The organism is Novosphingobium resinovorum (assembly GCF_027922145.1).
GTDB lineage: Bacteria > Pseudomonadota > Alphaproteobacteria > Sphingomonadales > Sphingomonadaceae > Novosphingobium > Novosphingobium resinovorum.
This window is the reverse complement of sequence record NZ_BSFC01000036.1, coordinates 1-12,612: the sequence shown is the minus strand read 5'-3', so window position 1 is coordinate 12,612 and position 12,612 is coordinate 1. Positions and strand designations below refer to the sequence as shown.

At 66.3% G+C, this 12,612-nt stretch carries 10 protein-coding genes and 1 pseudogene; 5 read left to right on the top strand and 6 right to left on the bottom strand.

Translation table 11 applies throughout. The features are described 5' to 3' along the window. Positions 1-2: 2 nt before the first annotated feature. Both PKE80_RS20740 and PKE80_RS20735 read right to left on the bottom strand, forming a co-directional pair. Positions 3-962 carry a tetratricopeptide repeat protein gene (locus tag PKE80_RS20740; RefSeq protein WP_271184192.1) on the bottom strand — a complete coding sequence of 320 codons (960 nt, stop codon included), beginning with the start codon at positions 960-962 and terminating at the stop codon, positions 3-5. A gap of 35 nt (positions 963-997) precedes the next feature. Continuing rightward, positions 998-1,918 (bottom strand): hypothetical protein, encoded by a 921-nt coding sequence (locus PKE80_RS20735; protein ID WP_271184164.1) that lies wholly within the window; start codon positions 1,916-1,918, stop codon positions 998-1,000. 169 nt (positions 1,919-2,087) lie between these two features. On the opposite strand from PKE80_RS20735, the gene PKE80_RS20730 reads away from it, so the two are divergent. Next, complete coding sequence (locus tag PKE80_RS20730) at positions 2,088-2,231, top strand: hypothetical protein (protein WP_271184163.1); 144 nt, start codon at positions 2,088-2,090, stop codon at positions 2,229-2,231. A gap of 164 nt (positions 2,232-2,395) precedes the next feature. Next, positions 2,396-3,145 (top strand): AraC family transcriptional regulator, encoded by a 750-nt coding sequence (locus PKE80_RS20725; RefSeq protein ID WP_271184191.1) that lies wholly within the window; start codon positions 2,396-2,398, stop codon positions 3,143-3,145. 455 nt (positions 3,146-3,600) lie between these two features. Here PKE80_RS20725 and PKE80_RS20720 read toward each other — a convergent pair whose 3' ends face one another. Genes PKE80_RS20720 through ptsP form a run of 4 tightly spaced genes read right to left on the bottom strand, consistent with a single transcriptional unit; the run spans position 3,601 to position 10,201 of the window. After that, positions 3,601-4,959, bottom strand: coding sequence for a carbohydrate porin (locus tag PKE80_RS20720; RefSeq protein ID WP_271184162.1), 1,359 nt, complete (start codon positions 4,957-4,959; stop codon positions 3,601-3,603). A gap of 54 nt (positions 4,960-5,013) precedes the next feature. Then, positions 5,014-6,714, bottom strand: a complete 1,701-nt coding sequence (locus PKE80_RS20715; RefSeq protein ID WP_271184161.1) for a PTS fructose transporter subunit IIC — start codon at positions 6,712-6,714, stop codon at positions 5,014-5,016. Further along, on the bottom strand, positions 6,711-7,679 hold the full coding sequence (pfkB, locus tag PKE80_RS20710) for a 1-phosphofructokinase (protein WP_271184160.1): 969 nt from the start codon (positions 7,677-7,679) through the stop codon (positions 6,711-6,713). Before pfkB ends, PKE80_RS20715 begins: the two co-directional genes overlap by 4 nt. After that, positions 7,679-10,201, bottom strand: a complete 2,523-nt coding sequence (ptsP, locus tag PKE80_RS20705) for a phosphoenolpyruvate--protein phosphotransferase (RefSeq protein ID WP_271184159.1) — start codon at positions 10,199-10,201, stop codon at positions 7,679-7,681. The genes pfkB and ptsP overlap by 1 nt, the downstream gene beginning before the upstream one ends. Positions 10,202-10,345: 144 nt before the next feature. Between ptsP and PKE80_RS20700 the strand changes: the two genes are divergently transcribed. The 3 genes and pseudogenes from PKE80_RS20700 to PKE80_RS20690 all read left to right on the top strand — a co-directional run. Then, positions 10,346-11,356, top strand: a complete 1,011-nt coding sequence (locus PKE80_RS20700) for a LacI family DNA-binding transcriptional regulator (protein ID WP_271184158.1) — start codon at positions 10,346-10,348, stop codon at positions 11,354-11,356. 5 nt (positions 11,357-11,361) lie between these two features. Next, positions 11,362-12,210 (top strand): shikimate 5-dehydrogenase, encoded by an 849-nt coding sequence (locus PKE80_RS20695; RefSeq protein ID WP_271184157.1) that lies wholly within the window; start codon positions 11,362-11,364, stop codon positions 12,208-12,210. 71 nt (positions 12,211-12,281) lie between these two features. Beyond that, positions 12,282-12,543 (top strand): annotated as a pseudogene (locus tag PKE80_RS20690) (class 1 fructose-bisphosphatase); the annotation flags it as partial. Positions 12,544-12,612: the final 69 nt, after the last annotated feature.

Sequence of the window (12,612 nt, the reverse complement as noted above, 5' to 3'; positions counted from 1 at the left end):
CTCTATTCCTCATTTGCGCGATGGCCTTCCGGCTCGCCTACCTTTGCGGGGATCGATGGGGCAACGATCGCGTCGCGCGCGATGGCGAGGGCTTTCGCGGCTTCGCCGGCGGATGGAGTCCGGGGGTCTAGCGCGAGGCTACGCTCCAGCAAGGCGATGGCCCGAAAGTCATCGCGCTCGCGGCCGTTTCCGGTCTGGTAGGCCCGGCCAAGCGTGAAGCAGCTTTCCGCTTCGCCAAGCGTGCACGCCTCGTCATGCAGTTCGAGGGCGCGCTGGTGGTCCTTAGCGGTGCCCCGCCCGTCGTCGATCATGCTGGCGAGATTGCCGCAGGCGCTGCGGTCCTTGGCCTGGCACGACTGTGCGAACAGCGCGACGGCGCGTTTGTGATTGCGTCCCACGCCCAGGCCGTCGCGGTAGAGCACGCCCAGGTTGTAGCAGGCGTGCTGATCGTCGGCATCGCAGGCTTGGCTGAATAGCCGCGCCGCCCGGTGATGATTGCGCGGTACGCCTCGTCCCAACGAATAGGACGCACCCAGATTGGCGCAACCGGCTGTCGAGTTGCTCGAGCAGGCTTGCTGGAAAAGTGCGGCGGCGCGGTGATCGTCCTTCGAAATGCCGTCCCCGTTGATGTAGGCGAGCCCGAGGTTGGAGCATCCGGTCGCCTCGCCGCCATAGCAGGCATATGCGTAGTAGGCGCGCGCGATATCGGCCGATCGCGTGACGCCTTGCCCCTTGCTGTAAGCGAAGCCCGTCATCGTGCAGCCTGGCATGTCGCCGAGGTGGCAGGCCTTGCTCAGGATGGCGACCGCTCGAGCCTCGTCGGGCGCGAGCCCGTCGCCTTCGAGAAGCCGGTTGCCGAGGCGGGTACAGGCACTGGCATCGTTATCCTCGCACAGAACGTTCAGCTCGACGGCGGGGTCGATCTTGGCGACCTCCTGTGCTTGCGATGGCCCGGGGAGCATGGCCAGCAAGGCGAACGACAGCGCAATGGCACGGATCATTGCGTTGTGCACGCCGGATCCGCGCACACGAATGGCGCGTCGTCCGCGTCCTCCGGCGCAAGGCTCGCGCGGAAACGCAGGCCCTGTGGCGTAGCGGCCAGAACTTCGATTTTGATGTTGCGGATACGGATCGTCTTTTGGGCTACCGGGAAGCGCATAGGCTGCGCGCTGCTGGCGTGGGCAAGATCATCGATGCTGTAGCCGCGCACCTCGAAGGTCAGTTCCCCATTCTCGATCCCGCCATAGGCAATATCGTAGATCGTGCCGCTTTCGACCGTGTCATAATTCGGGACATCGGGAATGCCCACTCCCTTGGCATAGTCGCGAGGCGGGACGACGGCATGCCCCGCAGTGGTCGCCTGCGGTGTTCCGAACGTGCCAGGCGACGGCGCTGTGGAGCGGATTATCGGCACCTTGGGGTCCGCGCGCATCCGTTCATGCATGTCTGCCGGGCTTATCGAAGCCTTGGTGTCGGCGATCAGGGCCTCGGCGAAAGCGACCTGGTCGATCGCCAGGGGGAAACCACCGCCCAGGGTTCGATCGGTGGCGCAGACGAACTGCAACTGCGCGGCACCCACCGACCCAGCTTCTACGGGATTAGGCCCCGCATAGCTCAGCGCTGTCTCGTCCAGCCGTTCGTCATCGGCGCCGTAGCGCAGGACGAGGTCCCACGTTTCGGTTTGTTCGCGGCAGTTTCCCGTCATGGAGGCACGCAACGAGGCGGCGGGGTTGCCGGGCTCGCGCAGAATCTGGCTGGCCTCGTACCGCACAATGTCGCCATCGCGCACGATCGACTCGACATCGACGAACAATACCTTGTCGGCGCCTTGCGTCACGTACCACCACTGAGAGGCGCGTGCTTGCGCAATCTCGGGAGAGAGCATGAGCAGCCCACAGGCGACAATTCCAAGCTTCATCACATCTCCCACGCTTATGCGACGACAATAAACAACAGAAATCGCGCGTTACAACAGCCTGCTTTTTTCGCGGCCATGATGGCGAAGCGTTCGATTTCACGTGTGACCGAAGACGCGGCAGGTTGCGGCGTCAGGTAGCCGCTATTTATGCCTTGCCTGCCATGGGCGGGTGACCGAAGGCCCCGGGGGGATTTTTGTCCCCGAATTACAAGCAAAGTTTTTGATGACCACTGAAGTCCTCACCGTTGGGGATGCGCCGTTCGTGGCGCTTGATTTGGAAGATACGGTGTTCGAAGCTGGATTCATGGCGTGACGTCCATGCGGATCCGTCGGCGGGGCTCGTGCCCTGTCGGATCGGCGACGGCCGGATTGTGCACCAAATGCCCCTTCGATCATCGAGAGATGGGCGGAAGGCACAGGTCGTATGGGTGCGCGAACGTCAGCTTTCCCCTAATCGAACTCTGAAACCGGACTGTCATCGCGCAGGGCGGCAAGCGCGTGCTGCTTGGCGATGCGGTGATCGACTATGGCCCTGCCAGCTATCTCGTTGCCTCGCTCGACCTGCCCATCACAGGCGCGGTGACGCAGGCTAGCGCGGACGCGCCTTATCTCTGCTTCTGCCTCTATCTCGACCCCGCCCTGTTGTCGGAGATCGCGTTAACCCTGCCGCCTCTGCCGGGGGGCACGGAGGAGAGGGGCGGGATGACGCTGCACCCGATGACACCTGAACTGATTGACGCGGCGACGCGGTTGACGGCGCTGCTCGGCGATCCGGCGAACGCGGCGCTGCTCGCGCCGCTCATCGAGCGGGAATTGCTGGTGCGGCTGATGACCGGGCCGGGCGCGGGCATCTTGCGCGCGATAGCGAGCGGCGAAAGCCGCACCAGCCAGCTGGCCAAAGCGATCGCCTGGCTCAAGACCCATTTCCGCGAACCATTTAGCGGACCACACCTTGCCGCCCTTGCCGGCATGAGCCTGTCGAGCTTCCATGATCATTTCCGCCGCGCCACCGCCATGACTCCGCTGCAATATCAAAAGCAGCTGCGGTTGCAGGAAGCGCGGGCGCTGATGTTGGCCGACCGCCTTGATGCGGCAGAGGCGGGCTTCCGCGTCGGCTATGACAGCCCCTCCCAGTTCAGCCGCGAATATCGTCGCCTCTTCGGCGCCCCGCCTTTCCGCGATGTGGGGCGGTTAAGGGCAACGCCGCAGATGGTTATGGCGATTTGAAGGGGGGTCGTATTTCGGCATTATGCGGACCGGCGACACTCACATAGCTTTCATCCGCTTCGTTGACGTGGGCAGTGGCACGTCTGCAAAGCAAGATGAAACGGATCGGCACACCTGCTGCTCGTCGCCGCTTGTAGAACCGTCCGTGTCGTTTATCCCCTCGGCGCGACGATTCGGGTGCGACATTAGGGCGGCCGCGAAGGTTCCTAACCATATGCTAGAAAAACAAGGCTTCACGGCAGGGGGCCTGCCGATCGCGTTATTGCAAAGTTTTGGCAGGCAACTGCGAAACTAGCTGACGGTCTGCAGTTGGCGAACTGAGATCGGATGCTGAGTGTCGGCAGTGGTGGTATGCCGACTTTCTTTCAGTCAATATCGGGAAGTTGTTGGTTGCGACTGAGACGAGCCCCGGGAGCCTATAAGTTTCCACTGAGAACTCTCAACGGTAATTGCGGTCACAGACCGAGACGGAGGGCGTCCACCGTGAACTTGGCGCCGAGGATCAGCGCGTCGCCGGTCGGACGGCCCCGGAAAGGCGCGCCGGTGCGGTCGGGGTTGAGGATGTACTGGACGTTGGGCGACAGACGGATCGCCGGCCCGATTTGCGCGCTGTAGGACAGCTCCATCATCACCTGATGGCGCGAGACCTTGCTGCTCCCTCCCACCGAGAGATCAGCAGCCCGCATCCGCCGCATGGCAAAGTCGCTAAAACGCTGGTCGCTGACCATGAAGCCCACGCTGTCCTCGTCGCGCCCGGCGAAGGTCCCGGTCTGCACGACACCGATGTCCCAGAACTGGCTCTCCTCGACACGGCCGGAGAGGTTGGTCATGGCGACGCCGAAGAGGCTGAGGCCGCGCTTCGAAGTCGGGTCGGGCCGGGTAAGCTGTTGCTCGAAGCGGAAATAGAGGCCTGAGCGCCCGTTTCGGACCTGCGCCGGGAGGCCCGAGACGACAACGATGCCGCCCGCGTCGTCGCGGAGCGGATCGTCGTAGTCGCCCTTGTCCACCCATCCGCCTAGGATGTAGCGGGCGGGAAGGCGGGCCTGTTCGCCGGTTTCGTAGCTTAGTTCCCAGGGTATGATCACTCCGGTCGCGCTGGCGATGCCGAAGGCGGTGCCGTGGTCGTTGGCGCGCTTGCGGTCGGGGTTTACCTCGTAGGCGCCGACGTGGGCGTAGACGTGATCGGTCAGCCGCGCCTTGGCGTGGGCCATCCAACTCGATGCCGGGAAATAGGTGAAATTGCTGTTCTTGAACACGAACGTCGGATTACCGCAGCCCGAATTGCCCTGAAACTGGCAATAGAGCGGCGAATTGAGGAAGTGGATGTTCGCTTGGCTGCGTCCCGCCTCGATCACCAGCCGGTCGTCGAGCAGATGCTGCTCCCAGGTCAGGATGGCGAGGTGGGTGTTCTGAGTGCCCCAGATTTCCTGAACAGAGGTATTGTTGCCGATTGCCTGCGCCGAGAGGCTCTCGCCGTGCCGGTTCGTCGCCGCCACATGCAGCGCGCCGCCGCCAATGCCGCTGATGCGGTCCATGTCGAAGTCGGCGCCGACGTAGACCTGCCCGGCATAAGCCGCGTCGCGCCGCAGCCCGCCGGTGACGTTGCCCGCCGCCTCGCCGGTGTAACTGAGCGAGAGGATAATGCCCTCCTCGGCGAGGGGTTGGAAGGCCTCGGGCTGCGGCGCGGGTCCTGCGGCAATGTCGATGGTCTCGTCGGCTGACTGGGCCCGGACCTCGGCAGGCGCGGCAGCGATCGACAAAGCGATAGCGGCGACGCCTGCGAGGCAGGCGCCCTTGAACGGCAGGGCCGACATGTACTGATCCTCTCGAGTATGCCTAGGTATCGTCAAGGCCGGCTTAGGTGCGCTTCAGGACAGCGCTTCCGGTCTGCGTTTGAGGAGTCCGACGAGCACCGCGCTCACCAGCGTTCCCGCAACGATCGCGGCCCCGTAAGCGGCCAGATGCGTCACCGCGCCGGGGATCGGCAGCACGAAAACCCCGCCATGCGGCACTTTCAGCTCGACACCCGAAGCCATCGAGATCGCCCCCGCCGTTGCCGAACCCGCCATCAGCGAGGGGATCACCCGAAACGGATCGCGCGCTGCGAACGGGATGGCACCCTCGGTGATGAAGGCCAGCCCGAGAACCGCAGCGGCCCCTCCCGCCTCGCGTTCCTCGGCCGTGAAGCGGTCGCGGAACAGGCGCGTCGCCAGCGCGACGGCCAGCGGCGGCGTCATTCCAGCCGCCATCGTCGCCGCCATCGGCGTGCAGACGTTGCTGGCGATGAGGCCCACCGAGAAGGCATAGCCAGCCTTGTTGACCGGGCCGCCCATGTCGAAAGCGGACATGGCGCCCAGGATCACGCCGAGCAGCAGCGCGCTCGACCCCTGCATGGACCGCAGCCATTCGGTCAGGAAGGCGAGGGCAGCGGCCACCGGCGTGCCGACCCCGTAGACCATCAGGAGGCCCGTCAGCAGCGTGCCCAGCAGCGGCAGGATCAGCACGGGCTTCAATCCCTGGAGGTTTTTCGGCAGGTGGATCAAACGGTTGAGCCCATCGACGCCGTAGCCGGCGATGAAGCCCGCCGCGATGCCGCCGAGGAACCCGGCGCCCAGCTGCGCAGCCATCATGCCGCCCACCATGCCCGGCGCGATACCCGGCCTGTCGGCGATGGAGAAGGCGATGTAGCCCGCCAGCGCGGGCACGATCAGCGCGAAGGCCCCCTGCGCGCCCACCTGGAACAGCGTATGTGCCAGCGTGCCCTTGGCCGCGTCGGTATTGGCGCCGATCCCGCCGAGCGCGAAGGCGATGGCGATCAGCAGGCCGCCCGCGACCACGAAGGGCAGCATGAACGAAACACCGGTCATGAGGTGCTTGTACGGCCCCGCACGTTCCTGCCTGGTGGCCGAAGCGCCGTCAGCGACCTCGGCTTCCCCGCCCTGCTGTCTGGCCTCTGCCAAGGCGCGCTCGATCAGTTTCGCGCCGCCCGAGATCGCCGGCTTGGTGCTGGACACGAAGACACGTTTGCCGGCGAACCGCGCGCGGTCGACCTCGCGGTCGGCGGCGATGAGCACGACGTCGGCCTCGGCGATTTCCGCGGCCGTCAGCGGTGTTCCGGCGCCGACCGAACCCTGCGTCTCAACGCGGATCGGATAGCCGAGCTGCCTGGCTCCCTCGGTCAGTCCCTCGGCTGCCATGAAGGTGTGAGCGATGCCGGTCGGGCACGAAGTGATAGCGACAACGCGCGGGCTCTTCGTGGCCAGTTCCGGAGTGCCGGTATCTTCGAACGCCAGCGCGGCAGCGGGATCGGCGAGCACGGCCTCGAGCGTCACGTGGCGGTCGGCCCGGCGAGCCAGCGCGTCGCCTGCCGGCCCGTCGCCGACCAGCAACAGCAGGCCGCCCGCGCCCGGCACGTCGTCGCCGAGCGGATTGAGCACGCCCTGCTGAGTGCGGACCTCGACCTCGATGGTGCGTCCGTCGGTACGCGCGGCGCGGCGCAGGGCCTCGCCCGCCAGTACCCCCTGCACGGCCGAAGAGTCCGCCTCGACGACGGCAAAGATCGTCTTCATTTTGCCTCTCCTGCCGCTGTCTTCGCGGTCATTTTCACCGGGGTCACTGTCACTTCGTCGGCCAGCGCATGCACGCTTGCGAGCGTCGGCAGGTTCGGGCCGATCATGCCGAGCTTCGCCACCGCAAATGCCGTCGCGAGCCGCGCGGTGCGTTCGAGCGATGCCTCTTCCAGTACGGCGGCGGCGATGCCCGCCACCATCGCGTCGCCCGCACCGACAGTGCTCGCCAGCTCCCCGACCGCGAGCCAGGCGGTGAGCGCACCCTCATCCGAAACGAACAGCGCGCCGTGCTCTCCCATCGAGACCACGACGAGCGCCACGCCGCTCTGGCGCAAGGTGGCGGCGGCCTCGACCATCGCGGGAAGGTCGGGCAAGTCGCGGCCCAGCATCTGCGCTAGTTCGTCGCGGTTGGGCTTGACCACGTGGGGTGGTTGCTCCGTCTCCAGCGCGCACTTGAGCGGCAGACCGCTGCTGTCGAGGATCACGCGGCATCCGATGGCCCGCAGGCGCTCTGTCAGGGCGGCGTAAGTATCGGGCGGGCAGCCTGGAGGAAGACTGCCCGCCAGCACGACGAGGTCACCCCCGCGTGCCGCATCGCAGATGGCGGCGGCGACCATTTCGGCGCGACCGGCATCGACTGCGAGGCCATCCAGATTGATATCGGTGGTGCCGGCTGGGTCGACCAGCTTGAGATTGACGCGCGTCGCCCCGGCAATGCGGATGAAGCGGTCCTCGATGCCCTTGGCGGCGAACAGCGCATCGAACGGCGCCGCGTTGTCGCTGCCGAGCAGGCCATACGCGGAAACGGACACGCCCCAGTCGGCCAGGCAGCTGGCGACATTGACGCCCTTGCCGCCGGCATTCTGGCGAACCGCATGGGCGCGGTGGACCTCTCCGGGGACGAGCCGGTCCAGCGTGACAGTCTGATCGATGGCGGGGTTGAAGGTGACAGTAAGGGCGCGCATCACATCGCCTCCCCGTCGAGCGCGCGGACCTCGGCAGCGCCTTCGGCGGCCAAGGCGCGCGCCGCGAGTTGGGCGAGTTCACTGCGATCGGATGCGCGCAACCGGGCCTTGACCGCCGGAATGTCGCGCGGGGTCATCGACAGTTCGCTGACGCCCAGACCCACCAGCAGCGCCGCGCCGAACGGATCGCCAGCGATGCCGCCGCACACTCCGACCCAGCGGCCATGCGCCTTCGCGCCTTCCACGGTCATTGCCATCATGCGCAGGACGGCGGGGTGCAAGCTGTCTGCCTCGCCGGCGAGTTCCGGGTTCTGGCGGTCGATCGCGAGAGTGTACTGGGTAAGATCATTAGTGCCGATCGAGAAGAAGTCGGCATGGGCCGCGAGCGACGCGGCCTGCACCGCTGCCGCCGGAACCTCGATCATGATGCCGATCGGCACCTGCGGGGCTTCGAGTTCCGCCCGGATCGCCTCGCAGCGCTGGCGCATGGCGACGAGTTCGTGGGCCGAGGTGATCATCGGGAACATGATCGAGAGATTACCGCCGAGCTTCGCAGCGCGGTAGAGCGCGCGCAGCTGCGGTTCCAGCAGGTCGGGACGGCGCAGCAGCAGACGCGCGCCGCGAACGCCAAGGAACGGGTTCTCCTCACGTGGGAGATCGAGGTGGGGCACCTGCTTATCGCCGCCGATGTCGAGCGCGCGCACGATCAGCGGGCGGTCCTGCGCATCGTCGCCGAGTGCGTCGATCATGGCGCGGTAGACGGCAAGTTGTTCGTCCTCGCCGGGGCTGTCCCCGCTTTCGAGGAAAAGGAATTCGGTGCGCATCAGGCCCACGCCCTCGCCGCCCTGCGCAAGCGCAAACGCGACCTGGTCGGCGCGGTTGACGTTGGCAGCGATTTCCACCCGGTGGCCATCGCGGGTGACGGCGGGCTGTCCGCGCTCCTGCTCCTCGGCAACGCGCCGGGCGGCGAGGGCGGCGATCCAGGCGCGCGCTGAGATGAGATCGTCCTCGGAAGGCGAAATCCAGACCTTGCCGCCATCGCCATCGACGACGGCGACGGTCCCGGCAGCGGTCGCGAGCAATTCGGGGCCGCCTGCGACGACCGAAGGCAGGCCTAAAGTACGGGCAAGGATCGCGCTGTGCGAAGTTGGCCCGCCGAGCGACGTGGCTATTCCGGCCACTTTCGCGGCGTCAAGCGTCGCGGTGTCGGACGGCGACAGATCTGCGGCGACGAGGATACAGGGCTCGTCGGGTAGGTCGGCGAGGGTGCCGGTGACGAGACTGGAGTCGATCTCGGCCAGCACGCGGCGGCCCACGTCCTCGAGGTCGGCGGCGCGCGCGGCGAGTACGGGGTTCCCGAGTGCCGAGAGCTTGCCGGCGATGCGCTCCACGGCGTGGTGCCACGACCAGGCGACGCCGTGGCCCTCGACCATGAGCTGGCAGGTGAGAGTGATGATGTCGGTATCTTCCAGCAGCTCGGACTGCGCCTTGAAGATGGCGGCTTCCGAGGCGCCGAGGCGGCGGGTGGTGTCGTCGATCAGCGCCGTCATCTGCGCGCGGGTGCGCAACAGCGCGCTGTTGAGTTGTTCGCCGCCGGTGGCAAGGTCGACCGGCACGTCGGGCACCACGAGTTCCGCGGCACTGAGAACATGCACCCGGCCGATCGCGAGGCCGGGGCTGGCGGCGACGCCAGCTATCATCCGGGGACTTCCGGCGGGCGTCCAACTGCGGCTCGGCGCCTTGGCTTTCTCGGCGGCGCGGGCAGCGTCTTCCTTCTCGCGCGACGTGAGGCGGCGGACGGCGGCAACGAAGCTGTCCAGCGCCGGTTCAGCGCCCGCGCCGTCGGCAGAAAAGGTGACTTCGTCACCGCAGCGCAGGCCCAGCTGGAGCAGGGCGACGAGGTTGCGCGGATCGGCGCTTTCGTTGCCGTGGCGCACGCGCAGGCGGACGCTGGAGCCCCGTGCAGTCTCGACCCAGGTCGATGCGGGGCGGGCGTGGAGGCCCGAGGGATAGTCGACCACCCAGACGGCGGTATGGGCGAGGTCCACGGCAGGCGCGGAGGCCGAGGCAGGGGCCGCGTCTTCGCCGAGGGCGCGCGTAAAGTCGGCCGGATCGTCGGTGGCGATGAGCGCCTGGAGCCGGTCCTCGTCCTGGATCAGCCGAGTCAGGCGGCGCAGGATGCCGATGTGGCTGTCCGAGTTCGCGGCGATGCCGACGACGATGTGGGCGCGCTGCCCCGGGTTCCAGTCGATGCCGCCGCGAAGCTGTAGGATGGCGATGCCGTCGCGGCGGACGAGGCTCTTGTCCTCACCCAGCCCGTGCGGGATGGCGAGGCCGGAGCCAAGGAAGGTGTTCGCGACGGCTTCGCGGCGCACCATGCTCTCCTCGTAGCCAGGCGCGACATAGCCGGCGGCGACCAGTAGCTGGCCGACCTGGCGAATAGCATCGGTCTTGTCGGCGGCCGTGGCGTCGATCCTCACGAGATCGGTGGCATGCGACGCGGTGAAAGCGTCTGCGAGCATCGTCGTTCCTCTCCAATTCACTCCCATCTCAGAAAACGTTTTCTAAGCGAATTTGTCAAGGGGGGTTGTGATTAGCGTAATCAATGGTGCATAATCCTGCTATCGGGATGGGATTGGCTGTTTGGACAAGAGAACGATTTCCACATGGCGATAGGGATCAAGGATGTGGCTCAGGTCGCCGGAGTCTCCCCCGCTACCGTCTCGCGCGTGCTGGCGGGCCGACCGGTCGATCCGGCGATGAGCGAGCGCGTGCTGGCGGCGGTGAAATCTACTGGATACCGCCCGAATCTCGCCGCTCGGCGGCTGCGCTCCCAGCACAGCAACACCATCGGGCTCGTCGTCGCCGACATCGGCAACCCGTTCTTCACCGCCGTCTCGCGCGCAATAGAGAGCGTTGCTGCCGCGCGCGGCTTGCGGGTGATCCTGTGCAATACCGACGAGGACCCCGCCAAGGAAGCGGCCTACCTCGAACTGCTGCACGAGGAGCGCGTGACCGGCGTGATCCTCGCGCCTTCGCGCCAAAGGGTCGCGAGAGGCGGGCGAAGCGAACTCGACTATCCCGTGGTCCTGATCGATCGCGCCGCGCCCGATGCCGAGTTCGACTGCGTACTGCTGGACAATGCGCGCATGGCGGAGGTCCTCGTCGAGCACCTGTACGCGCAGGGACATCGCCGGATCACCGGCCTGTTCGGCGCGGCCAGCACCACGGGCGCCGAACGCCGCGACGGTTTCACGAGGGCGGCGGGGCGGCTCGGACTTACGGTGGAGACGATCGCGGTACCCCATACAAAGGACGCGGCGGAGCAGGTCATCGCCCAGTTGCTCAGCCGCGCGGAGCGGCCCGACGCCGTGGTGGCGAGTAACGGCGTGATGCTCGTCAACGTGCTGCGGGCCTTGCGCGACCTTGGCCTGGAAGTGCCGCGCGATATCGCGCTCGCTGGGTTCGATAACAATGACTGGATGGAGTTCGTCGGCGGTGGCCTAAGCGTCATCGAGCAGCCGGTGGAGGAGATCGGCCGCACTGCGATGACGATGTTGCTCGACCGGCTCGAAAACCCCGATGCCGCGGGCCGCAAGGTCGTGCTGGCGGGCCGCCTGATACCTCGCGGATCGAGCATGCGTGCCGATATCCGCTGCAAGACTACCGGAGACTGACGCTCATGGAACGTACCACCATCGGCCGCGACACGCGCTTGTGCATGTCCTTGTCGGCCCGCCCCGGCAATGCCGGATCGCGTCTGCACAACTGGCTCTACGACCATTATGGGCTCGACTACGTCTACAAGTCTTTCAGCACGAGCGACCTCGCCGCCGCCGTCGGCGGCATCCGGGCGTTGGCAATTCGCGGCTGTGCGATCTCGATGCCCTTTAAAGAGGCGGTCATCCCGATGCTCGACGCCCTAGAGGACTCTGCACGGGCAATCCACAGCGTGAACACCATCGTCAACGACGGCGATGTGCTCACCGGCTACAACACCGACTACGTCGCCGTGCGCGACCTCGTGACGCGCAGGGGCATCGATCTGGCAACGCCGTTCCTGCTGCGCGGCAGCGGCGGCATGGCAAAGGCCGTGGTCGCCGCGCTCCGCGATCTGGGCTTCCGCCAAGGCACGATCGTTGCGCGCAACCGCGAGGATGGTCCCGCGCTCGCGGCGCAGTACGGTTTCGAATGGCTAGCGGAAATGCCTTCACGGGGCGCTGCGATGCTCGTCAACGTGACGCCGCTGGGCATGGAGGGGCCACAGGCCGAGGCGCTCGCCTTCTCGCCCGAGCAGGTCGCGGCCTGCGACATCGCCTTTGACGTCGTGGCCCAGCCCGCGAATACGCCCTTCGTCCGGGCTGCGCGAGAGGCCGGGAAGACGGTGATATCGGGCGCGGAGGTGATCGTGCTCCAGGCGATCGAACAATTCGTGCTCTATACAGGATTGCGACCTGATGCGGAGGCAGTAGCGCAGGCGGCTAGGTTCGCGCATGGTCCGCAGGTGGCAGATTCGCTGCGGAGCGCGTGACTCGTTCTCTGCCGATTTCCGGACAAACCTGAGTTCTGCGCCGGGCGCAACGTCCATCGCGAAAGGTCATGATGCAACCGATCACACTGACCCGCTTTCTCATCGAGTAGCAACGGTGCGAGGACAATGCCTGTCCATCGGAACTGCGGCTTCTCGGTAGCCCGCGCCTGCAAGACGATCACGCACGCGATCTCGAAGGGCGCGCTGGGCGATGTGCTGGGCTGCCTTGGCTCGGAGAACGTGCAGGGGGAGGTCCAGAAGAAGCTCGACGTCATCGCCAATAAGATCCTGCTCGACGCCAACGAGTGGGGCGGCCATCTCGCCGCCATGGCCCTGCCTAAAACAATCAGTGAGAACGGCGGTGGAATAGTCGGCCACGGTAGCGGCGGGATAGGTCCGCTG

Bases quoted from the DNA above. Each gene is read 5' to 3' on its own strand.
- PKE80_RS20740 (WP_271184192.1), bottom strand. From the start codon at position 962: ATGCTCCCCGGGCCATCGCAAGCACAGGAGGTCGCCAAGATCGACCCC.
- PKE80_RS20735 (WP_271184164.1), bottom strand. From the start codon at position 1,918: ATGAAGCTTGGAATTGTCGCCTGTGGGCTGCTCATGCTCTCTCCCGAG.
- PKE80_RS20720 (WP_271184162.1), bottom strand. From the start codon at position 4,959: ATGTCGGCCCTGCCGTTCAAGGGCGCCTGCCTCGCAGGCGTCGCCGCT.
- PKE80_RS20715 (WP_271184161.1), bottom strand. From the start codon at position 6,714: ATGAAGACGATCTTTGCCGTCGTCGAGGCGGACTCTTCGGCCGTGCAG.
- pfkB (WP_271184160.1), bottom strand. From the start codon at position 7,679: ATGCGCGCCCTTACTGTCACCTTCAACCCCGCCATCGATCAGACTGTC.
- ptsP (WP_271184159.1), bottom strand. From the start codon at position 10,201: ATGCTCGCAGACGCTTTCACCGCGTCGCATGCCACCGATCTCGTGAGG.
- PKE80_RS20700 (WP_271184158.1), top strand. From the start codon at position 10,346: ATGGCGATAGGGATCAAGGATGTGGCTCAGGTCGCCGGAGTCTCCCCC.
- PKE80_RS20695 (WP_271184157.1), top strand. From the start codon at position 11,362: ATGGAACGTACCACCATCGGCCGCGACACGCGCTTGTGCATGTCCTTG.